Annotated in this window: 24 protein-coding genes and 1 other RNA gene; 9 read left to right on the top strand and 16 right to left on the bottom strand. The window is 63.1% G+C overall.

What is annotated here, in order from left to right; translation table 11 throughout:
* Window positions 1-296: 296 nt before the first annotated feature.
* From PWM43_RS12520 to PWM43_RS12500, 5 genes are all read right to left on the bottom strand, one after another.
* Window positions 297-710: a flagellar biosynthesis repressor FlbT gene (locus tag PWM43_RS12520; protein ID WP_289842857.1), complete on the bottom strand. Its 414-nt coding sequence runs from the start codon at window positions 708-710 to the stop codon at window positions 297-299.
* A 73-nt stretch (window positions 711-783) separates the two neighbouring features.
* Complete coding sequence (locus PWM43_RS12515; protein WP_289842856.1) at window positions 784-1,596, bottom strand: TIGR00282 family metallophosphoesterase; 813 nt, start codon at window positions 1,594-1,596, stop codon at window positions 784-786.
* A 10-nt stretch (window positions 1,597-1,606) separates the two neighbouring features.
* The gene (locus PWM43_RS12510) at window positions 1,607-2,164 is read right to left on the bottom strand and encodes a 5-formyltetrahydrofolate cyclo-ligase (protein ID WP_289842855.1); all 558 of its coding nucleotides are present in this window, start codon (window positions 2,162-2,164) and stop codon (window positions 1,607-1,609) included.
* 11 nt (window positions 2,165-2,175) lie between these two features.
* Window positions 2,176-2,332, bottom strand: a non-coding RNA gene (gene ssrS / locus PWM43_RS12505) — 6S RNA.
* A 9-nt stretch (window positions 2,333-2,341) separates the two neighbouring features.
* A complete protein-coding gene (locus PWM43_RS12500; RefSeq protein ID WP_289842854.1) occupies window positions 2,342-2,683 on the bottom strand; it encodes a cell division protein ZapA in 342 nt (113 codons plus the stop codon).
* 284 nt (window positions 2,684-2,967) lie between these two features.
* On the opposite strand from PWM43_RS12500, the gene PWM43_RS12495 reads away from it, so the two are divergent.
* Window positions 2,968-3,405 carry a hypothetical protein gene (locus PWM43_RS12495; RefSeq protein ID WP_289842853.1) on the top strand — a complete coding sequence of 146 codons (438 nt, stop codon included), beginning with the start codon at window positions 2,968-2,970 and terminating at the stop codon, window positions 3,403-3,405.
* A 73-nt stretch (window positions 3,406-3,478) separates the two neighbouring features.
* On the top strand, window positions 3,479-4,057 hold the full coding sequence (locus tag PWM43_RS12490; protein ID WP_289842852.1) for a thiamine phosphate synthase: 579 nt from the start codon (window positions 3,479-3,481) through the stop codon (window positions 4,055-4,057).
* Between the two features lie 22 nt (window positions 4,058-4,079).
* Here PWM43_RS12490 and PWM43_RS12485 read toward each other — a convergent pair whose 3' ends face one another.
* From PWM43_RS12485 to epmA, 4 genes are all read right to left on the bottom strand, one after another.
* Window positions 4,080-6,224 (bottom strand): glycosyltransferase 61 family protein, encoded by a 2,145-nt coding sequence (locus tag PWM43_RS12485; RefSeq protein ID WP_289842851.1) that lies wholly within the window; start codon window positions 6,222-6,224, stop codon window positions 4,080-4,082.
* A 212-nt stretch (window positions 6,225-6,436) separates the two neighbouring features.
* Window positions 6,437-7,039 carry a fasciclin domain-containing protein gene (locus PWM43_RS12480; protein WP_289842850.1) on the bottom strand — a complete coding sequence of 201 codons (603 nt, stop codon included), beginning with the start codon at window positions 7,037-7,039 and terminating at the stop codon, window positions 6,437-6,439.
* A gap of 155 nt (window positions 7,040-7,194) precedes the next feature.
* A complete protein-coding gene (locus PWM43_RS12475) occupies window positions 7,195-7,623 on the bottom strand; it encodes a hypothetical protein (protein WP_289842849.1) in 429 nt (142 codons plus the stop codon).
* 135 nt (window positions 7,624-7,758) lie between these two features.
* Window positions 7,759-8,751, bottom strand: a complete 993-nt coding sequence (gene epmA / locus PWM43_RS12470; protein ID WP_289842848.1) for an EF-P lysine aminoacylase EpmA — start codon at window positions 8,749-8,751, stop codon at window positions 7,759-7,761.
* Between the two features lie 72 nt (window positions 8,752-8,823).
* On the opposite strand from epmA, the gene PWM43_RS12465 reads away from it, so the two are divergent.
* Window positions 8,824-9,963, top strand: a complete 1,140-nt coding sequence (locus PWM43_RS12465; RefSeq protein WP_289842847.1) for a lysine-2,3-aminomutase-like protein — start codon at window positions 8,824-8,826, stop codon at window positions 9,961-9,963.
* Between the two features lie 17 nt (window positions 9,964-9,980).
* A complete protein-coding gene (locus tag PWM43_RS12460; protein WP_289842846.1) occupies window positions 9,981-12,431 on the top strand; it encodes a penicillin acylase family protein in 2,451 nt (816 codons plus the stop codon).
* A gap of 79 nt (window positions 12,432-12,510) precedes the next feature.
* Here PWM43_RS12460 and argC read toward each other — a convergent pair whose 3' ends face one another.
* The gene (argC, locus tag PWM43_RS12455; RefSeq protein ID WP_289842845.1) at window positions 12,511-13,410 is read right to left on the bottom strand and encodes an N-acetyl-gamma-glutamyl-phosphate reductase; all 900 of its coding nucleotides are present in this window, start codon (window positions 13,408-13,410) and stop codon (window positions 12,511-12,513) included.
* Window positions 13,411-13,621: 211 nt separating this feature from the next.
* Here argC and mazG point away from each other — a divergent pair, with 211 nt between their 5' ends.
* Window positions 13,622-14,422, top strand: a complete 801-nt coding sequence (mazG, locus tag PWM43_RS12450; RefSeq protein ID WP_289842844.1) for a nucleoside triphosphate pyrophosphohydrolase — start codon at window positions 13,622-13,624, stop codon at window positions 14,420-14,422.
* Between the two features lie 10 nt (window positions 14,423-14,432).
* Window positions 14,433-14,993 carry a methyltransferase family protein gene (locus PWM43_RS12445; protein ID WP_289842843.1) on the top strand — a complete coding sequence of 187 codons (561 nt, stop codon included), beginning with the start codon at window positions 14,433-14,435 and terminating at the stop codon, window positions 14,991-14,993.
* Window positions 14,994-15,048: 55 nt separating this feature from the next.
* On the opposite strand, the gene PWM43_RS12440 is transcribed toward PWM43_RS12445, so the two are convergent.
* From PWM43_RS12440 to dapF, 4 genes are read right to left on the bottom strand one after another with little or no spacing between them, the layout of a single operon-like run.
* On the bottom strand, window positions 15,049-15,561 hold the full coding sequence (locus tag PWM43_RS12440) for a DUF1697 domain-containing protein (RefSeq protein ID WP_289842842.1): 513 nt from the start codon (window positions 15,559-15,561) through the stop codon (window positions 15,049-15,051).
* 6 nt (window positions 15,562-15,567) lie between these two features.
* Window positions 15,568-16,518, bottom strand: a complete 951-nt coding sequence (ftsY, locus tag PWM43_RS12435; protein ID WP_289842841.1) for a signal recognition particle-docking protein FtsY — start codon at window positions 16,516-16,518, stop codon at window positions 15,568-15,570.
* Window positions 16,519-17,778: a tRNA (N(6)-L-threonylcarbamoyladenosine(37)-C(2))-methylthiotransferase MtaB gene (mtaB, locus tag PWM43_RS12430; protein ID WP_289842840.1), complete on the bottom strand. Its 1,260-nt coding sequence runs from the start codon at window positions 17,776-17,778 to the stop codon at window positions 16,519-16,521.
* The gene (gene dapF / locus PWM43_RS12425; RefSeq protein ID WP_289842839.1) at window positions 17,775-18,557 is read right to left on the bottom strand and encodes a diaminopimelate epimerase; all 783 of its coding nucleotides are present in this window, start codon (window positions 18,555-18,557) and stop codon (window positions 17,775-17,777) included. The genes mtaB and dapF overlap by 4 nt, the downstream gene beginning before the upstream one ends.
* 107 nt (window positions 18,558-18,664) lie before the next feature.
* Between dapF and PWM43_RS12420 the strand changes: the two genes are divergently transcribed.
* Both PWM43_RS12420 and panC read left to right on the top strand, forming a co-directional pair.
* Entirely contained in the window at window positions 18,665-19,294 is a 630-nt protein-coding gene (locus PWM43_RS12420) for a hypothetical protein (protein WP_289842838.1), read from the top strand.
* Window positions 19,295-19,410: 116 nt separating this feature from the next.
* Complete coding sequence (gene panC / locus PWM43_RS12415) at window positions 19,411-20,259, top strand: pantoate--beta-alanine ligase (protein ID WP_289842837.1); 849 nt, start codon at window positions 19,411-19,413, stop codon at window positions 20,257-20,259.
* A gap of 5 nt (window positions 20,260-20,264) precedes the next feature.
* Here panC and PWM43_RS12410 read toward each other — a convergent pair whose 3' ends face one another.
* Window positions 20,265-20,837, bottom strand: coding sequence for a cob(I)yrinic acid a,c-diamide adenosyltransferase (locus PWM43_RS12410; RefSeq protein WP_289842836.1), 573 nt, complete (start codon window positions 20,835-20,837; stop codon window positions 20,265-20,267).
* A 7-nt stretch (window positions 20,838-20,844) separates the two neighbouring features.
* A complete protein-coding gene (locus tag PWM43_RS12405) occupies window positions 20,845-21,411 on the bottom strand; it encodes a DUF4142 domain-containing protein (RefSeq protein WP_289842835.1) in 567 nt (188 codons plus the stop codon).
* Between the two features lie 127 nt (window positions 21,412-21,538).
* Between PWM43_RS12405 and PWM43_RS12400 the strand changes: the two genes are divergently transcribed.
* Window positions 21,539-21,931: a DUF423 domain-containing protein gene (locus PWM43_RS12400; RefSeq protein ID WP_289842834.1), complete on the top strand. Its 393-nt coding sequence runs from the start codon at window positions 21,539-21,541 to the stop codon at window positions 21,929-21,931.
* Window positions 21,932-21,962: the final 31 nt, after the last annotated feature.

The following is a 21,962-nucleotide window of genomic DNA, read 5'->3' as shown; positions in this document are numbered from 1 at the left end:
AAACCCAGGCATTCCTTCAGAAAACCCAAGAACCAAACACTCAAACCGCGTCGGTGAGCGGCCTTCTAAGCGACACAACACATCACGTCAACACCCTAAAAAATCATACTTACCCACAACCAAAAAACCTAAAAACCTCACCAAAAAACACTTATCCCCAATATCCACACACACATTCACACGTCATAAAAACGAAAAAAATCCCTAAAACACCTAATCAGCCAACCTCAAACACCCTCATATCCCAAAAACCAAACCACGAATCGATCAATACCAGCCTCCAAAGAGACGAAAAATCATACAGCCGGATCAGAAATTCTGGGCGCAAGGACGGCGTCTTCGTGACGGATAATACGTCGGGCAAAGCGCAGCGCATCATAACCCCGACCGTCCCGGGCCGCATGAAGAGCATCCGTCAGCAAAGCACGTGCGTAGGTTGAGGTCGTTTCCGCCGCAAAGGCGGTTATGAAGTATTCCGCGCTTTTCAAAGCCTCACAGCGCTCTTCGGGCGTTCCCACATAGGCGGTCTGCAACGCGAAATAGATCCGTCGCGCCGGTGTCACAGCCTCATCCGGCGCCAAAATCTGACGTCCGAAAAGAAAATTGACGTGATTGACGAACGTTATGCGTGCGTCCGTCTCAAACTGAATGGCGGCGCCATTCACGACGAGCTTGTCACCCGCCGCGAGACGAATTCCGAGTCCTGCCATGTTGGAAATCTCCAGTATGCGTTTTCGCAGTCCTGGATTGAGCCACAACGAGGTTAATAAGTGATTAACGCAGTCAAGCCGGTAATGCCTGAGCAAGAAGACCACCGACTCGTATGGGCTGGACCGACTTTGCAAGCCCCGTCTTGTCGTCCGTCTCAACGAACACGCCACACATCGTACCTTCACCTTCCGCAGGCTGCGGTCGCTCACCCGGCATTTTTTTAAGAAAGCGGCTTATGGACGCGGTTTTTCCCATGCCGATCACACTGTCGTAGTCACCGCACATACCTGCATCCGTCTGATAGGCGGTTCCGTTGCTGAGGATCCGGGCATCAGCCGTGGGGACATGCGTATGGGTGCCGACAACGAGCGACGCATGCCCATCAAAAACATGACCAAACGCCATTTTTTCGCTGGTCGCTTCCCCGTGAATATCAATAATGACCGCCTGCACGGAAGCGCCGAGTTTGTATCGGGTCAGAAGCTCGGCCGTCACACGAAACGGATCATCCAGAGCATCCATGAAAAGACGCCCCATGACGTTGACCACCAGAGCTCGCCGTCCATCCGCGAGAGACAGCAGATGGTACCCCTGCCCCGGCGTCCCCTGCGGATAATTCAGCGGCCGAATAATACGGGGGGTCTGCCCAATATGAGCGATCATGTCCCGACGATCCCAGGCATGATTGCCCAGCGTGATCACATCCACCCCCGCACGAAACAGATCATCGGCATTCGACGGGGAGAGTCCATATCCGTGGGATGCATTTTCGCCATTGGCGACCACGACATCGAGGCGGAGAGAAGTTCGCAAGGCCGGAAGATGCTGCGTGATCGCGTCTCGCCCGGCACGACCCAGGACATCACCAAGAAAAGCCAGCCGCACCCCGTCACTCCTACCGCGCAGGGAACGTCAATATATCCCTGTCCGTCACAATTCGATCCAGCGGCCAGTCATACGGACCGGTCGGCACCACGTCCACCTCCTGCCAGGCAAAGGCAAAACCGATGGACGGACATTTGAGATCGGATAACGTCCGATCATAGTAGCCGCCGCCATAGCCGAGGCGCGCACCCCGGCGGTCGAACGCCAGAAGGGGCACCAGAAGAATATCGGGAACGACAACTGCCCCTTCAGGATGCGAGGTGCCGAAAAGCCCGGATACCATCCGCACATCAGGAGTCCACTCCCGAAACACAAGAGGTCGGGCGCGGGGCGTCGTCTCCGGGAGTAGAACGCGCCGACCGATCTGATGCAGAGCATGGCAGACCGGACGAAGGTCTGCCTCTCCAGCGAGAGGCCAGACACAACCGATGCTCTGATATGGAAGTGTGTGCAGAAGACGAAAAAGGTTATCGCACAACGCGACCTGCCCTGCCTCGTCCTGCGGGTGCGTGGCCCGTTTTGCGCGCATCCGCTCGCGCAGTAGGCGCTTCTCGTGATCAGGATTCATGGAAAAAACCGTGTGGAACCACCATAGCCGTTGGTCTTATCAGCCCTCCCGGACCTGCAGGTGCAGGTGGGCGCCGGGTAACGTGACCACGGCCACGACAGAGCCAGCTCCCGAGGAAGCGCTTATCGGCCCAGAGGATGAATTGCCTGACGCGCCAAGCAGTCCCACACGCGTATATTAGGAAGCCTCAAGCTCCGCTGCAATGCCTTCGGCGCGTTCGGCCAGCAGAAGCAGCTGTTCACGACGGTTTTCGTTCTCGCGAACCGCATGTTCCGCGGCAAGGAGCGTTGCGGCAGCCGTGGAGGGCAGCTTCGAGGCCGCAAGATCGTGAATCTCGTCCGCCATGAGGAGCGCAGCCAGAACGAGGGAGCGCACCTCACTGCCACCCGCACCAATAGCGCGCACGCGCTCGATGCGCCGCTCGACCTGAGACGCCATCGCCAGAAGATGGCCCTCCTCGCCGTCCTGGCAATTGACGCTGTAAGCATACCCGTTCAGGCGGATGGAAACCTGCCCCATGCCTTATCTCTCCTCTTCTGAGTCGGAACCCGCCTCGAGGGACGTCCGGATACGAACCCGGAGCGCATCGATATTGGCGGCGATCGTCTGCAGTTCCACCTCAGTCTGTGACGGAGCTCGGTCAAGGGCATACGCGATGCGTGTCAGGGCACTGGCCAGCCGATCCGTCGGATCCGTAGCCCTCGACTCTTCACGCGTTCGGTCCTGCAGTTTCAATCGACGCCCCACTTCATGCTATCGTGAATATTCGCTCAGGAAGCCTTTATCCGACCGTCCCGTCAAGCATGAACACAGACAATCCTTCCCAACCCATCGCGTTGCCGCCCCTGCCTCCACGCATCGTTGAGATTGCGTGCCCGCAGACATTCACACTCCTCGAATCCATCCGATCTCCCGAACCGGTCGCACTGATTTCCGCCCCCGGAGCGGCTCTTGCCCTGGGAGCACCCTGGTGGCGAGCGCTCATGCACGATAACGCTCACCCTGACATTCTCGATTGCGGAACAGCGGCGGCGGTCGCCGCCTGGGCCATGCGACATGGTCAGGTTTATGTCGTGTTCAGCGGAAATCCCGCCCAACGCCGCGCTCTTGGCGCTCTCGCGAAGACCTGTGGGGCGCACATCCTGGATACGCGTCCCGAGGCGCTCTCTCTCGGCCTGCCCCCCTATGCGGAATATCATCGCCTGAAACTGGCCACCTTTCTTGCCGGCGCCGTGCCATAAGACAACGCGCGCTTTCCTCTCGAAGGCCGCGCGATCGGCGCTCCATGCCATCACTCATGACTGGAAACATCACATGCCTAGCAGCGGGCTTTACCTCGTGCTCCCGACCGAATTCGACGCCGCCAGGCATAGCGGTTTCGTGTCAGAAGCAATCGCCATCGCACGGCCCGATGCCATCCGGCTGACCACTACGGACCCTGAAATGGCGAAAACAGCCGTTCAGGCGCTCATGCCCCTGACACGTCGACATAACATCGCGCTCATGCTGACCGATCTGCCGTCCCTGGCGCGCGAACTGGAGTGCGACGGCGTTCATCTTTCCCGTCATTCGCCCCTTCTGGCCGATGCACGTCAAAAGATCGGCGACACGCTCCAACTCGGCATGTCGTGCGGCGCAAGCCGGGACGAGGCCATGTCAGCCGGAGAAGCGGATGTCGATTATGTCGCCTTCGAAAATGCGCCGCCGGAACTGATCGAATGGTGGACGGACATCGCCGAACTTCCACTCGTGGCAGAAGACGTCACCTCGATCGAAACCGCACGTGCGATGATCGCCTCTGGCGCTGATTTTCTGGCTCTGACGCCCGACCTTCTCGATATTGCCGCCTCACTCGAACGTTTTCGGGCCATCCATAACCTATTGGAAAGCTGATCTTACGGATACCAACCGAGCTTCAGAGGCTTGCCATTGACCTATAGCGGGAAGACCGGGCCCGATCCTCCGCTTCGACCGTTGCAAAAAACTGCTCCAGTTTCGCGTCGGAAAGCGAGAAAAACGTGTTGCCCTTGTCATCTCCGCGCTGGCCATCAGCGAAGGTGATGACGTTCGTGTCGCCATAAAGACGCCCCAGATTGGTCTGGATTTCCGTCAAAGGATTGATGGTCCCGACCGTCATGCCGAAGCGGTTGTAAATCGACGCATGCTGGGCCGAACCGTGCTCGCCGATTTGGCAGCGTGTCTCCGCAAGAAGGCGAATCTGGTCTTCTATCGGAAGTGTCTCCGGAGCCACGAGTTCGAACCCCCGCTCGACAGCCATACCCTCGAATTTCTCCTGCTCCTCGAAGACCCGCTGGTTGACCTTGTGTGGCTCCCAGGCCCTGCGAGACAGACAGATGCGACGAAAAGGCGTCGCCGCGTTTTTCGCGAGGCTGCCGTAATAGTCACGTACGAAGGAATGAAACCGGTAGTCTCGATGGGCGAAAGACGGCACGATCGCATCTCGCACCTGGAGGAACTCTCTTGTGTGATCGAAGAACAGGAGCGCCTCTTCCCGCACCCCGGCCAGAGCCTTGAGAACGCCAATGGCCCAGTCCGGTGTTGACTGCGGAACAATGACGCGGCGGCTCTGATAGGCTTCCTCACCGAGAAGATGACGCGCCAGAGCCAGTCGCGGCACGTCATCGACAAGATAATGGCCATAGCACCCAAAACCCGCACCGAAAGCAACAATGGACGGCTCTTCAACGATCCGGACGGCGTCCGCACTGGCCGGCGTCCGCCAATGGCCGTGATGAGTTTCCGACTCCGCGACGAAAGAGAGATAGGCTTCGAGACGCAGGAAACGACCGTCTTTCCAGATGCAACCGTGACCACTCAGCCCCAGATCATAAGTCTGGAAAATGTTGAGTTTGGGAATGGCGACAGGATCGTGCGCCTGCCGGATCAGATGGGGGACTGCGTTATGTCCGATCAGTCGGACATGATCCGAAGGCGCAAAATAATGTCCCGGCAATGATGAGACAACCCGATCGGCTTTCCAGGAAACATCGACAAAACCCGGGCTGGCACGCCCCAGGAGCGATGTTCTCGGGAAAGATGCGCCATCGTCAACGTGGCAGAGATTTTCTTCCTCGACCCCGGCCTGCACGAAGGCATCATAAGTCGAACCGTCGATCAGGGTCAGCTTCTCGGACGAAACAAAGTCCAGACCTTCACAAAAGGAATCGAACAGAAAGGACTGAAAGGCGTCTCTTGAGGTCAGTTGCTCATAAGAGGGGGCGATACTGGCTTCCGCACAATGCACGAGATAGGCGAGAACCTTTTCGAAATAAGCCCTGATCAGGGGAGACCCGGCTGGCGCGCAGAAAAAGTTCTTTTCGATATGGCTATCGCGCTCGACGACCCCCACCCCCTCGACAGCGGCGAGAAGCGGCGAAATCGATGCCTTCGCCACGGAACACACATCCGCGGAGACACCGCCTTCACGAAGCAGGCTCGCAAGCAGGAAGAAATCGGATTCCCCTTGAGGAATATGGATCGCGTTGAAGAGATCAAGAACATCCCGGCCAAAATATTCACCGAGATAGTTCTGTGCTTCAGCCTTGTTATACGACCTGTAGAGAAATTTTCTGTTCTTGTTGAACAGGCCGATCTGCTCGACCTCCGCAAGACCGTAAGACTCGCGGTCGGGCCGACACTGACGAATCCGCGCGGGCAGCGTCGGTACGATTTCGTCTTCGAAAGAGAATGACGCGTTGAAATACGTGCGGGCGGACCGATGACTGGCGCGAAAATAAGGAAACAATCCCTGCCAGTAGCTTCCGGGCTTACGACTGATCACATAGGCCAGACGCGCAACCGCATGGGCCGCACCAGCTTCGGAAGCTGCGGGCAACGCCTCAATAAGCGTCCTGAAAAGAACTTCGGACGGCAGGTCACTCTCCTGCAAGCCAACCCGGACCTGGTGCGCAAGTGTCCTGATCGACTCCGCGGAGGACTGCTCCAGCCGCTGGATATTCCCATCCAGGCATTTACGCCGCCACAGGGAAAGACTTTGAGCGTCCGTATCAACCAGCACCGAGAAACTCCCTGAAGCCATGCACCGAATCCAGCCTTTCACCCGCGGTTGCAAAACCGCAGACAATCCCGTCCGGCGCCGATGGACCACAACCCTGTTATGTTCATATCGTGCCGTCACACGACACGATATTCCTTAACGCTCACTTACCCGTTCCTGCCCGGCGAACAAGAAGAAATCGATTGGAACATAATCGTCGGCGGATGGTCTGTTTCGGAAGGGGCCCGCCGACCTCAGATCGGGCGAGATGACGTCGGCGTCAGAACCCCTTGCGTGAAGTAGAGCACGCCATTGGACTGGGGCAAACCCGTCAGCCACAGGCGGTTGATTTCACCGCGCGTATTGGACAGCACCAACTGTCCGGATGCTGCCTCAAGACGGACCTGCAAAACCGCGCCGTTCAACGTGTACAGCGCGATCGTCGTCACATGTCGTTGAGCCATAACCTTGCGGATATGCGCCTCGTCCCACTTTCCAGGCACGATCGTATAGCTCAGGATCGCCCGCATCTGCGGCTCGAATTGCGGAGACTGAAGACCTCCCGGCCACTGTTTCGCCAACGCCTCGAGAGGCCAGTTGGGAACGGCGAACACCGTAAATGGACCGGCACGGCGCAACGTGGACATTAGTCCCGTGCTCTCAAGCGCGACGGTATAATCGGACATCTCGACCGAATTCGCGAGGTTTTCCGCCAGCGGCCGATCCGGATAGGACATCGTTGTCGGCGCGGCGAACGCCACCGACGACGACACGACGTTTTTGGAGATCAGCTCAGCATTCTGCGCTTCATGCGAACTGGCCGGCATCACGTCCGCGCGGGCGGAGGGGCGGACCATCCATGGATCCTGTCGAGCGCCACTTTCACAGGCTGACAGAACCAGAGTGACTCCGAGCGCCATCCCGAGGCGCCTGACAGCCTCCATCCGCAAACCAGCCGCCATCATACGTTCCTCGTCGTGAAGCTCCGCCTGCACGACGTCGCATGCCTATGTCAGCAACCGTCGCCGCGCATTGTCCAGCCGATAACACGGCTGTCGACGAGTTCAAACGTGGTCTGACACGTCGTGTTGTAATAGGTCGATGGCATTCCCATGCCCATTCCACCGCCCCAGCCGCCGTAACCGCCACCCCAGCCGCCCCAGCCACCGTAACCGCCGCCCCAGCCCCACGGACCGCCGCCGCCACCCCAGCCCCAACCCCAGTTGGAACCAGGAGAATACTGCGTTTCGTTCTGGATGTAGGCCAGGAAGTTGTGTCCGCCCGCCTGATAGGCGCGCGTCGGAACGCCGAACTGGCGGATGACGTCCACGTCCGTCCTGCCGACCATGGAATCGAGAACCTTCTTCTGTTCCAACGTCGGGACATCACATGCCGCCAGTGCCAGAACAGAAACGAAGGGAAGCAGCCGAACGTATTTCATCTTGTGTTTTTTCCTTCCCGGATGAGGCCCGCCCCGGATGACGCCCGCCCGTCAGCCCCCGACTAAGAACTTCGCCCGCTTATATCCCGCGACAAGGGGTATAAATGTATAAAACTCTCGCAAGTTACAAAAGCTTTAAGTCAGCCATAGTATGTCATTGATGCGAGACGCCCCGACAGCCAGCATGACAAGCCGGTCAAAGCCCAGCGCGATCCCGCTGCAAGGGGGCATGGCCGCCAGTTCTTCCAGAAACGCCTCATCGAGCGGCCAGTTCTGTTCCGGATAAAGAGAGATTCGGCGCGCCCGATCCACCTCGAACCGCGCGCGCTGCTCCCGCGGCTCCGTCAATTCCTCGAACGCATTGGCGAGTTCGATGCCATCGGCGTAAAGCTCGAAGCGCAGCGCGACGCGCGGATCAGCCGGGTCACGGCGCGCGAGTGCCGCCTGCGCCGTCGGCCAGTGCGTGAGAAAACAGGGTCGGTCACGGCCGATCTGCGGTTCGACACGTTCCAGAAGCAGGCGGAAAAAGAGATCCTCCCATGTTTCATTCTCTCTCAGCACGGTGCGCGCGGCATTCGCCAGAGCGTGGGCATCCTCCCCGATCGCGAGGAGATCGACGCCGACGAAACGGGTGAAGGCCTCGGCCATGGTCAGCCGCTCGAAAGGGCGATCGAAGGCCAGCGGCCCCGCCGTCCGATCCAGCACGGGCGGCAGCACATGACGCAGCAGGGCTTCAGTCTCATCCATGAGCGACGCAAGATCCGCATGAGGCCGATACCATTCCAGCATGGTGAACTCGGGCGCATGAAGGGCGCTGGCTTCGCCGTTACGCCAGACCCGCGCCAGCTGGAACGTCGGCAATCCTGTCGCCGCCACGATTCGCTTCATCGCGAATTCGGGACTCGTATGGAGAAAACGCGATTCCCGCCTGCCGTCCGGACGCTGGAGTTCCGTGCGGAAACACTGGAGATGCACCTCCTCACCCGGCGTCGGCACGGCATAAGGCGTCTCGACCTCGACATAGCCCCGACCGTCGAAAAAGGCCCGTACTCCACGAGTCAAAGCGGCGCGGCGCATCAGCAGCGGCAGCCGCTCATGAATGCGCGCCTGATCGACAGAGGTCGCCATGTCCGAAAATGCTTCTTCCAACGTCGAGTTCTCCGGTTGCGGGAACGGTATCGGCTACAGTACAGCCCGCGCATGACATCGATGGTCAAGCCCCCCGCCTCAGAGTCCTTCCCGGTATCGGAAACCCCTGCATCGGCAATCCCTGCATCGGCGTCCGGCGTCCGGACGCCCGCCCGCCGCGTCACGCTGCGCAAGGTTTCCGACCTCGTGGCGCATGGCCTCGTCGCGGATCGTGACGTCCAGGCCCTCGACGCCCTGGGCGGCCATTACGCGACGGCCATCCCGCCCGCGTTCCTGGATCTCATCGAATCTCCTGACGATCCGATCGGCCTTCAGGTCATCCCCTCACCCGCCGAGAGCATGATCGCGCCTTACGAGGATCCCGACCCCATCGGAGACGACGCCCTGTCGCCCGTGCCCGGGATCGTGCATCGATACGCCGACCGCGCTTTGCTCAAGCCGCTGCTCGTCTGCCCGCTCTACTGCCGCTTCTGCTTCCGCCGCGAGCATGTCGGCCCCGATGGGGGCGTGCTCGGAGACGCCGAGCTTGCGCAGGCCATGGACTGGATTCGCGCGCATCCGGCGATCCGCGAGGTCATTCTCACGGGCGGCGACCCCCTGATGCTCAGCCCCCGACGCCTGCGCCATATCATCGACACCCTTTCGGCCATTCCGCATGTGGAGACGATCCGCATCCATTCCCGCGTGCCGGTGGCAGCCCCCGAACGCATGACACCGGAACTGCTGGACGCGATGGAGACCGACCGGGCCATGTGGCTGGTCGTTCACATCAACCATGCGCGCGAACTGACGGCCGCGGCGCGCCAGGCGATGCGAGACGTGCTGGCGCGCGCCATTCCCCTCCTAGGGCAGTCCGTACTCCTGCGCGGCGTCAACGACACGCCCGACAGCCTCGAAGCCCTCCTGCGCGCGATGGTGAGCGCCCGCATCAAGCCTTATTATCTCCACCAGCTCGACCCGGCCCCCGGCACCGCGCATTTTCGCGTGCCGATCGCGGCCGGTCGCGCGCTGCTGGCGGATCTGCGCGGACGGGTTACGGGCCTGGCCTGGCCGACCTATGTGCTGGACATCCCCGGTGGACATGGGAAAGTGCCCATAGGCCCGAACTATCTCGACGAGAGCGCCACCGAAATGCATGTCCGTGATCCGGGCGGGCAAAAACGGGATCTGACGGGGCAGCCGGTCCCCTGACCAACCACGAGCGGTACATGACGCGCATGAACACCACACCGGACCTTTCATCCGCCCGCATTCCATCTGTCCGCAAACCATTCCCGCGTCGCCCCCTCACCGTGGCGGTCACCGTCGCGGCGGGGCTCTCTGGCATCGTCGCCGTCGGTCTCGTTCTCGCGGGAGGCTATGGCTGGCACATCCTCCATGCCAGCCGCCCCCAGCTCGACGGGCAGCACGCCCTCCCTGGCCTGTCATCCTCCGTCTCCATCGCCCGCGACGCCGACGGCGTGCCGACGCTGACGGCCCGCAACCGCGAAGATCTGGCCCGCGCGCTGGGCTTTCTTCACGGACAGGAGCGCTTCTTCGAGATGGACCTCCTGCGACGGACGGGCGGCGGCACATTGTCCGAACTGGTGGGCCCGGTCGCCCTGTCTCTGGACCGCCGTCATCGCCTCCATCGTTTCCGCGCGCGTGCGGGCCGGTTGCTCGCCTCGCAGAGCGACGAGGCGCGCGCCGTTCTCGACGCCTACACGAAGGGCGTGAATGCGGGGCTGAATGCGCTCGGACACGCCCCGTTCGAATATACGATCCTGCGCGCCGCACCGACGCCCTGGACGGCCGAGGACTCCCTGCTCGTCGTGGATGCGATGTATTTCGACCTCCAGAGCGATAACGGCGAAGCCCAGCAGCTACGCGGCACCCTGACGGCTGCGCTCGGCCCCGAAATGACCGCGTTTCTGGATCCCGAGATCACCGCATTCGATGCGCCGGACGACGGGTCGGTCAGCGCGCTGCCGCCGATGCCCACCACGCGCCCGAACGGGACGAACGCCACTTCAGGCATGAGCCAGCCTCCACCGGCGGAGCACGGCTCAAACAGCTTTGCGATATCCGGGGCTCTGACCCGGACCGGTTCGGCCATGATCGCCAATGACATGCACCTCGATCTCGGTGTGCCGAATATCTGGTATCGCGCACGGCAGATCGTAGCCGCGCCCGACGGTCCCGCTCCCATGCTCGACCTCAACGGGGTCACGCTTCCCGGCATGCCGTTTCAGGTCGTGGGCACCAATGGCGCGGTCGCCTGGGGCTTTACGGATGGATATGTCGAGAGCGGAGACCTGATCCGCCTCGACATGGTCCCCGCCGAGAGGGAAAATGTCCTGCCGCGCTACCAGACGCCAAACGGCCCCCGGACCGTGGAGATCCTGGACGAGCCGCTTTGCGCGGCGCGCGCGCCATGCCGCCCGAACCGGATCGAGCAGACCGTCTGGGGACCGATCATGGGGCACGACTCCTCGGGCGCCCCGCTGGTCTGGAGATGGAGCGCGGAGGATGACAACGCCATCGGCATGGAAGGCTTCCTCGATATCGAGCGCGCCACCGACATCCGTCATGCCCTCGATGCGGCCCATCGTGCCGCACTTCCGGCCGAGAACATGCTCGTCGGCGATCGGGCCGGTCATATCGCATGGACGATCATCGGCATGATCCCCAGACGAGTCGGCCTAAACGACCGCTTGCCGCATTCCTGGGCGAATGGAACCCATGGCTGGAACGGCTATCTGACGCCTGCGGAAGTGCCGGAAATCATCGATCCGCCGGGCGGGAGGCTGTGGACCGCGAATGGCCGCATTGTCGGAGGCGCCGCGCTTGCGACGCTCGGCGATGGCGGTTACGCGGACGGAATGCGCGCCTCCCAAATCCGGGACCGCCTGCAGGCCCGCGACTCGTTCACCGAAACCGACCTCAAGGCCATCCAACTCGACGACCATGCCACCCAGATCGCCGGCTGGCAGACACTGCTCCTGCGCGCTCTGGATCGTCACGCGCAGGAACCGGCCTATGCCGGCTATCGTGAGGCGGTCATGCGCTGGGGCGGGCACGCCGTGCCGGAGTCCATCGGATATCGTCTCGTTCGCACATATCGCGAGCACGCCATCGCGACCATTTTCGGCGCATGGGCTGGCGGCCTCAACGTGCCCGTCCATCACGGATTGCGGGCGCCCGCACGGAGCGCCTGGGCCGTCGAGAAGATGCTGACCGACCGACCGCCAGCCCTCGTGCCGCCCGGCTCGACGAGCTGGGATGCGACGGAAGACAGGCTTCTCGCCGATCTGACGCGCGACGTGTGGAAAGCCGGGGGGCTGGACCATTATCGCTGGGGCGCGTTCAACCATGTCGGCATCCATCATCCGCTCGCCCGCGTCGTGCCGCTCCTGGGTTTCCTGACCGATCCGCCCGACGTGCCGGAAGCGGGCGACACCCTCGTGCCCCGCGTCCAGAGTCCCGGTTTCGGAGCCTCCGAACGCATCGTGGTCAGTCCGGGCCACGAACAGAGCGCACTGTTCGAGATGCCCGCCGGACAGGCCGCCAATCCGCTGTCACCCTATTTTCTGCGGGGGCACGAAGCCTGGGTCAACGGTCAGGCGCGCGCCCTGCTCCCCGGCAGGACGGAAACGACCCTGACGCTGGTGCCGCGCTGAGCCGCTGAGCGCCCCCGATTCCCCACGCGTCAACGCACAGAGCGTCACCGGACGGAGAGTTCGTTCAAACGCCAAACGTTCAGAGACCCAGCATCAGGCGGATGTTCTGGATCGCCGCCCCGGAAGCTCCCTTGCCGAGGTTGTCCAGCCGCGCCGTCAGCAGGACATGCGGGTTGGTGTCGTTGCCATGAACGCGGAGTTCCATGTCGTCCGAATCGGCCAGCGCGGCCGCATCCAGACGCACGAGGTCGGGAGACTCGACGCGAACCCGGCCTCCCGTCGCATAAGCCGCTCTCAACGCGTCATCGAGAACCGCCTTCGAGGGCTGACCTGGCAATGTGTCGAGATGCAGGGGAATCGACACGATCATCCCCTGCGGAAAATGTCCGATCGACGGCACGAAAAGTGGACGCCGCGTCAGGCCGGAATAGGTCTGGATTTCGGGAACATGCTTGTGCGAGAGGGTCAGGCCGTAAAGCTCGAAGGCCGGGCCGTGCGCCGCCTCATGCGCCTCGATCTCCGCCTTGCCGCCGCCGGTATAGCCGCTGACGGCATTGATCGAAACGGGATGATCCGCCGGCAGCAACCCCGCGTCGATCAGTGGTCGCAGCAATGCGATGGCGCCGGTCGGATAGCAGCCCGGATTGCTGACGCGCCGCGACGCCGCGATGCGCTCCGGGGCCCGCGCGTCCATTTCGGGAAGGCCATAATCCCATCCCTCCGCGACCCGATGGGCCGTGCTGGCGTCGAGAAGGCGGACATCGGGCAGGTCACGCGCCAGAGCCACGGCTTCGCGCGCCGCGTCATCGGGCAGACAGAGCACGACGAGATCGGATCGCGCCATGAGATCGCGGCGGGCCTGAGGATCCTTGCGAAGAGCGGGGTCGATCGACAGGACCTCGACCGGAAGAGCCTCAAGGCGCTGGCGGATACCCAGCCCCGTCGTTCCTGCCTCGCCGTCGATGAAGATGCGCGCCATACCGCCTCGCTCCAGTTGGTCGTGTGGCTCAATCCCCTAGCGGATCCGCGCAAAAACTTCCATCGGCGCACTTCACCCAGCACGATAAAGACCGCCTCTTGTCCCCGGAAACAAGGCGGGCCAGTAATTGCAACGGATGACCGGGCCGAACCTCCGCCCGGCAGACCAATTTCTTGCTCCGTCCGACAGGACGCCCCGACCGGACCACGCCATGACCGACCGCACCGCCGCCGCCGAACTCGATCGCCTCCTCGCCATCATGGCGCGGCTGCGTGATCCCGAAACGGGCTGTCCGTGGGATCGGGTCCAGACGCATGCGAGCATCGCGCCCTATGCGATCGAGGAGGCCTATGAGGTGATGGACACCATCGCCCGGGAGGACTGGCGGAGCCTGCCGGACGAGCTGGGCGATCTCCTGCTTCAGGTCGTCTATCAGGCGCGGATCGCACAGGAGGCCGGACGCTTCGACTTCGCGACCGTCGCGCGGATGATCGGCGACAAGATGATCCGCCGCCATCCCCATGTTTTCGGTGACGCCACGCTGGATTCGGACCTCTGGGAACGCAACAAGGAAGCCGAGCGTGCGAGCCGCAAGGAGCATGGCGCGCTGGCGGGCATCCCCGATCATCTCCCGGCCCTGATGAAGGCGGGCAAATACAGCGCCCGCGCCGCGCGCGTCGGTTTCGACTGGGGAACGGCGGAGGAAGCGCTCGACAAGATCGGCGAGGAAATCGAGGAGGTGCGCGCCGAACTGGCCGGGGGCGATCTCGACCGGCTCGAAGACGAGATCGGGGACGTCCTGTTCACCACGGCGAATCTGGCCCGCAAGCTGAAACTGGACCCCGAAGCCTGCCTGCGTCGCGCCAATGCGAAATTCGCACGGCGATTCAATGATATGGAAGACATACTCGCCGAAAGCGGCTCGGTGATCGCCGAGCAGGATCTTGCGACGCTCGAAACGCTCTGGCAGGACGTAAAACGCCGCCACAAAGACGCGGACACTGCTGAGTGAAAGACGTCTGATGCGTTACGTCGCACTTTTATCCGTCATCGCTTTCACTCTGGGAGAGATCGTCCTGCTGGTGCTTCGCCGGTCCGGGAGCGCGCGTGTATCGCGCGACCGCCGCTCGCTGACGCTCTTCTGGATCGTCCTGCCGGTATCGATCACGCTGGCATGCCGGGCTTCCTGGTCGTGCCCAGCCGGAAAATTACCCTGGGGTACCGCGCTCGGCGCGACGGGTGACCTACTCGTCATCGCTGGCCTGGTGTTGCGCTGGTACTCGATCTGGCGTCTGGGTCGCTGGTTTACGGTCGATGTCGCCCTCGCCCCCGGTCAAACCCTTCTGCGCGACGGTCCTTACCGCTACATTCGCCATCCATCCTATTCAGGCGCGCTGATGACGCTCTGCGGACTCGGATTCCTTCTCGACAATATCTTTTCCCTCGCCATCATTTTCATACCGCCGCTCATGGTCTTTCTGCGCCGGATCGCGATCGAAGAGCAGGTCATGTCCGAGGCGTTCGGTCCTGAATGGACGGCCTATCGCGCCCATAGCTGGAAACTGGTGCCGGGCCTCTATTGAGCTGCGCATCTGACAACAGAGCGGACGGACGCGAGACGGCCCCTGGAAAGGCCAGCTATACGACCGAGGAAAGCGCCGCCATTTTCGCAATCGTATTCATATTGCGCATGGTCCCCTGCTTCTCGGCGGCAAGGCGCAGGCGCGTGCGGCCCATACCGTCCGGATAGAAGATGAACAACTCGCGCCGACCGAGGGCAATCTCTTCATTGGCATGACCCGTCGCACGCGCCAGCGGATCTTCAGGCAGCGCTTCATCCGTAAAAAGCGCCATGACGCGATTGCCGGGCTGATGAGCGAAGGGATTTCGGCTGAGAACATCCGCGATTTCAGCCGCGCTGCGCACGATCACGCCAACCGGACGACCGGCGAAGGCCGCGAGCTTTTCCTCCAGGGCGGTCCGCACTTCGGCTTCCGAAGCCGCGCTCAAGAAGGCGATATTGCCGCTCGCAATATAGGTGCGCGGATTCACGAGACCCGCATTCACACAAAGACGCACGAGATCCGACATCGGCAGTTTCCCGGTCCCGCCGACATTCACGGCCCTCAGAAACGCGACATAGGAGATCATGATGCCTCACCGGGCCTCGGTTTCGCCTTCAACAAGTCGCGCCGCCAGATCGCCGGACCCGCCGACCAGCCCCCGCGCGTAATCCCGGGCCGAGAACGGGCGCAGGTCCTCCACCTGCTCGCCAACCCCCACGAGATGAACCGGCAGTTTGAACGCCTCGGCAAGCGCCACGACGATGCCGCCCCGCGCCGAACCGTCGAGCTTGGTCACGACGAGACCGGTCACATTGACCATTTCGCGGAAAACGCGGACCTGTTCGATGGCGTTCTGCCCCGTCGTCGCATCGAGGACGAGCAGGACCGAGTGCGGCGCCGTATCGTCGAATTTCTTCATGACGCGGATGATCTTGGCCAGTTCCTCCATCAGCGCGCCCTTGTTGTGCAGGCGTCCGGCCGTGTCCACGAAAACGATGTCGGTGCCGGTCTCACGCGCGCGTTTGATGCCCTCGAAAGCCAGCCCCGCCGCATCGCCACCCGGCTTGCCCGCGATGACCGGCGCGCCCGTGCGCTCGCCCCAGACCTGAAGCTGCTCGACGGCAGCGGCGCGAAACGTATCGCCCGCGACCATCATCACCGATTTGCCCTGATCGCGAAACCATTTCGACATTTTGCCGATGGTCGTCGTCTTGCCGACGCCATTGACGCCGACGACGAGGCAGACATGCGGCCTGTGCGAAAAATCCGGCTCGAAGGGGATCGCCACGGGCTCCAGCACGCGCGCGATCTCGGTGGCCAGCGTCTCCTGGATTTCCTCGGTGGTGACGTTGCGGCCAAAGCGCGATGTGCGGAACCCGGCGATGACGCGCGCCGCCACGGCAGGGCCGAGATCGGCGGCGATCAGCGCGTCTTCGAGGTCTTCGAGGGCGCTCTCGTCGAGAAAGCGATGATTCAGGGCGGCATTGAGCTTCTGCGTCGAACGCGAGAGACCCTGCTTCAGGCGTGAAAAAAATCCGGACATTCAGGTCATCCTCGCGACAACGGCGTCAGGGTCAAGAGCCACGGCCCGCACAATCAGGCGCTCGCCGCGTTGCGCGCGGGTCCCTGTCAGGCGAATGGCGGCGAATTGCGCGGAATGTCCCCGCTCCGGCCCTTCCATGAGAACGTCGAGCGTTTCGCCGATCAGCCCCTGGTCGACCAGCCCTTGCCAGAAGAGCGTCCGGTTGGCCAGACCGGCTTCACGCAACGCGGCGGCGCGCTGCTGACGCAGGGCGTTCGGCACGGCGGGCATGCGAGCGGCCGGTGTGCCGGGACGCTCGCTATAGGGAAAGACATGGAGATAGGCGATGCGATGGTCCCGCACGAAATCGAGCGTGTCCTGCGCCTGCTCGTCGGTTTCCGTGGGGAATCCGGCGATCAGATCGGCCCCGACCCCCAGTTCGGGACGCAGGCTTCGCGCACGCTCGATCAGCGCGCCAGCCTGCGCCCGGCTGTGACGGCGTTTCATCCGCTTGAGCACGAGATCGTTCGCGGCCTGAAGCGACAGATGGAGATGCGGCGCGAAACGCGGCTCTTCCGCCAGAACCCGCCAGAGTTCCTCATCGAACGCCGCCGGATCGAGCGAGGACAGACGCAGTCGCGCCAGATCCGGCACGCCGTCGAGCACCGCGCGACACAGCACGCCCAGCGTGGGCCTGCCGTCGAGATCCTGCCCCCAAGACGCGATGTCCACGCCCGTAAGGACGATCTCGCGATGCCCGGCTTCCACGAGCACGCGGGCACGTCCGACCACGTCCGCCACCCCCACCGAGCGGGACGGCCCGCGTCCGAACGGAATGATGCAGAACGTGCAGCGATGATCGCAGCCCTGCTGGACCTGGAGCAGCGCCCGCACATGACCGCCGGCTTCCACCACCGGCGTCGCCGGGACGGGCGCGGTCATGATGTCGGGCACCGGTCGCGGCGGCGCATCGAGAGCGTCGGCTTTCCAGATGGCGGCCTTGGTTTTTTCGACGTTGCCGACGATACGGGAAACGCCGGGCAGCGCGAGCCACTTCTCCGGCGCGACCTGTGCGGCGCATCCCGTGACCACGATCCGCGCGTCGGGCCGTTCGCGATGCGCGCGCCGCACGGCCTGCCGGGCCTGCCGCTCGGCGCTGGCCGTCACCGCGCAGGTATTGACGATCACGACATCATCCAGATGACGCGTCTGTGCCGCGATCGCCTCGCTTTCATGCAGATTGAGACGGCAGCCGAAGGTGAGAACGTCCGCGCCGCTCATACCGGCCAGAACCCTTCAAACACATGGGTCGCCGGACCAGCCATCAGCACATGGCCGTCCTCGCGCCACACGATGTCGAGAGTGCCCCCGTCCATGTCCACGCGACAGGAGCGATCGAGCAGACCACGCCGCACGCCGTTGACCACCGCCGCGCACGCGCCCGAGCCGCAGGCCGGTGTCAGCCCCGCCCCTCGCTCCCAGACACGCAGACGCAAGGCGCCGCGCGCCATGACCTGCGCAAAGCCGATATTGGCGCGCTCGGGGAAAAGAGAATCCCGCTCCAGCGCGGGGCCACGCGTCGCCGCATCGCCGATCCCGTCAAAAAACGTCGCATGCGGATTACCCATCGAACAGGCTGCCGGTTCGCCAGCGAGCGGCAGCCGCAATGTATCGCAGGGCCGGGCCAGCGGCACGTCCTGCCATTCCAGCCGTGGCGCGCCCATATCGACTCCGGGAACGCCATGCGCATTTTCAAAGCTGGGCAGGAGCCCCGCCGCCGTCTGGAGCACGGGCGCGCTGCCCAGCAGCGCCACGACACAGCGCGAGGCGTTGCCGCAGGCACCGGCTTCCGAGCCGTCCGGATTGAAGAAACGGACTTTGACGTCCGCGCCGGGTCGATCGGGGGCTTCGAGCAGCACGAACTGGTCGCAGCCAACACCCAGACGACGGTCGCAGAGGCTGACAATAATATTTAACAATGGGCTGAAAGCCTGATTCCGCGCGTCTATGACGACGAAGTCGTTTCCGAGCCCTTGCATCTTGTGAAACCGGATGGTCATGGGCGCCTTATATAGCGCTGACGATGCGTGGACACGAAAAATCCATGCCATCCGTCACGCATGCACCGCTTGCCCCGCGGGGAGAGCGGACCAGGAATGACACGACTATGTTTATGACGCCTTTCGATCCCGCCTCGTCCGCCCGGACGCTCAACCTCGTATGGAACATGACCGGCCTCCGGGAAGACGAGCGTCTCGGTTATGCCGCCCTTCTCCCGACAGGGCACGCCATAGCCGTCGATCACGCCATGGCGGCGCGTCGTATCCGCGCCGCGAACCCGCGCCTGTGCGTTTATCTGCGCGAGGACGAGCGGCTGATGCGATTGGGAGCCGATGGGACGCCCGCCGAAACGCTCTTCTGGGTCGACAATATCCTGCCTTCGCAACTCGGCGGCGATGCGCCGCGCTGTGCGGCGGCCCTCGACATCGTCATGCGGGACACGACGAAAGCCGCATGGGCGGCCATGGCGGAAATCGTCGATGCGGGCCTGACGCCCGCGAATGCGGCGGCGGCCCTCGTGGGAACGCCGGGTGAGATTGCCCGACGGCTTGCGGAATATCGGGCTGGCGGCCTGCGCCATGTCGTCCTGACGGCTCCGCCGGAGCGCGCACCCTACATGGCTGTCGAACGCGAACTGATGCCTCTCCTGACGGCCATGCGGCGCACGCCGACAGCCGCCGCCCATCGGGCGCAGAGCCAGCCGGGCACCATCGGCTGGCACGGCGTGGCTCTCTGAGCGCGCTGTAAGAAGGCTGCACGACGACTCTTCTACGGTCGCCTCCCAGAACCTCCCGATTGCGCATGACAGGTCGGCACGTTATGTCGGCAACGCGTGCAAGGAGGCCGACCGCCATGTCAGACACCGCCATGATCATGGCCCGTCACATTTCGACGCTGACCGCCACCGTTGCCCAATGGCGGGCTGAAGGTCTGTCCATAGGACTTGTGCCGACGATGGGTGCATTGCATGAGGGACATCTGACCCTCGTGGAAGCGGCGCTGGCCCGTTGCGACCGTGTGATCGCTTCGATCTTCGTCAACCCGATCCAGTTCGACAATCCGGACGACCTCGCGCAATACCCTCAGACGGCGGACGAGGACGCGGAGCGCCTTCGCGACGCGGGCGCGCATGCCCTGTTCATGCCGGACGCAACGGTCATGTACCCCGCCGGATTTGCGACGACCGTACATGTCAAAGGGGTGAGCGGGGAATTATGCGGCGCGTTCAGGCCCGGTCATTTCGACGGGGTGGCGACGGTGGTCACCAAGCTGCTGCTGATCAGCCGCGCCGACAGGGCCTTTTTCGGCGAGAAGGATTTCCAGCAACTCCAGATCATCCGCCGCGTGGTGGCCGATCTGAACATTCCCGTCGATATCGTAGGGTGCCCGATCAAGCGCGAAAGTGACATGCTGGCCATGTCCTCACGCAATCGCCGCCTCAGTCCGGAAGCGCGGCACACCGCCGCCCGTCTGCCCGCCCTCATGCGCGCGGCCGTGGAGTCCTTCCGGCAGGGCGATAACGAGAGCAGCACGCGGCTCCGGGCGGCTCTGGGCGCCGAGGGATTCAACCCCGTCGAATATGCCACGTTCCGTCAGGAAGCGAACCTCGCACCCGCTCTCGACGCCAGCACGCCCTGTCGCCTGTTCGTGGCTGCATGGCTCGACGGCGTGCGCCTGATCGACAACATGCCGGTCGCCTGAGCGTCTCAGGGCAGGCGCCAGGCACCGGGCTGCCAGAGAACATCTTTGCGACCGCCGTCATTCGCGTCCCGGGACAGCACGAACAGATAATCCGACAGACGGTTGAGAAAGCGCACGGCATCCGCCAGCACCGGATCTTCCAGCGCTACCACGCGTCGCTCCGCGCGACGCGCCACCGTCCGGGCGACATGCGCCAGCGCGGCGCCATGCGTTCCCCCCGGCAGGACGAAGCTGGTGAGCGGACGCTGGCCTTCGCGCAGGGTCTCGGTCTCATGGTCCAGCCACGTCGTCGCCTCGGCCGGAAGGGAAAGCGGGCGATCGGATTGCGCGTGGGGCTGACAGAGATCCGCGCCCAGGTCGAACAGGGCGCCCTGGATGCGCGTCAGGGTATCGCAGGACGGGAGAGCGCACTGCACCATCCCGATGACCGCATTGAGTTCGTCCACCGCGCCGATCGCCTCGATCCGCGCATGACTTTTCGCAACGCGGCTGCCATCGCCCAGCGACGTCTCGCCGCCGTCACCACCCCGGGTCGTGACGCGGTCGATGCGGACCGGACCGACCGGCCTGGAGGACATGGGAGGCTTACCGCCTGTGACGACGCGCGCGGGCGGCGGGCATGACGGCGTTGATGGCAGCCTCATGCGTCGCCATCATCTTCTGCGTATCGGTCGCCAGCGCCTTGAGATCGCCGTTCCCGGAACGGGCCAGTTCGCGCGCCAGCGCTTCGGCCAGTTCGCTGTGCTCGCGGCGCAGAAAGGCTATATAGGCCGTATCGAACCTGCTGCCATGAAGCTTCGAGAGCGCCTCGATCTCTTCCTTGGCCTCGTTCATGGGGGCGTCCGTCAGCGTCACGTCATGCGGACTGACGATCTTGCCCAGCGCCTCGCGATTGGCGGTATGGTCTTTGACCAGCGTATCGGCCAACGCATGCACGTCGTTGCGGGCCGCGTTGGTCGCAGCCAGCTTGCCCAGCGCGATCACGACGACATCGGCTTCGTTGAGCTGCTGCACGAAAGCGGCATCCGCCGTATCGAGCGGCGCGGCCTTGGAAAGAGGCGGAAGCGGCGGCGCTTTCGGCGCCGAGGGGTCGCACGCCGTCAACGCGAGGAGCGGGAGAGCCGAAAGCACGGCAAAACGACAACGCAACATCAAACAGACACGCTCCTTCTCTCAGATCCATCCGCCGGATAGTGTCGAAACCGGCGAGAGTCCCGACGGTCTGGAAAACGCCGCCGAAGTCTGCCTCCTTCTATTCCTCTTCCGTCGCCGAGTTGCAATGACCGATATCCCCCCTTTTTCCAGACCCTGGCGCGCCGCCATCGTTTTTGCAGGCCTGAGCGGCTGTCTCGGGGTCGCGATCGCGGCTCTCAACGCGCATCTTCCCGAACGCTTCTTTATTGTACATGGTCGCGAAATGGTCGGCCGCGCGATCGACATGCAGATGTGGCACACGATCGTTCTGCTGCTGCTGGGCCTATGGGGCGGAAAACGATTCCACATCGCAGCCCTGGGCTTCGCGCTCGGCATCGTCCTTTTCTGCGGCCCGGTCTACAGCCTGGCACTCAGAGGGCCGGATATCGCGTTCCTTGCGCCGATCGGAGGCACCATCACGATGCTCGCATGGCTGACCCTGGCCGCAAGCGCCCTGCGCAAATGGGACCGCCGCTGAGAGTCGCGACTGGGCAGTCAGACGCCCACGC

It is taken from the genome of Brytella acorum (assembly GCF_029309905.1).
Classification (GTDB): domain Bacteria; phylum Pseudomonadota; class Alphaproteobacteria; order Acetobacterales; family Acetobacteraceae; genus Brytella; species Brytella acorum.
The sequence above is the reverse complement of the archived record's forward strand: the minus strand, read 5'-3'. Positions and strand labels throughout refer to the sequence as shown.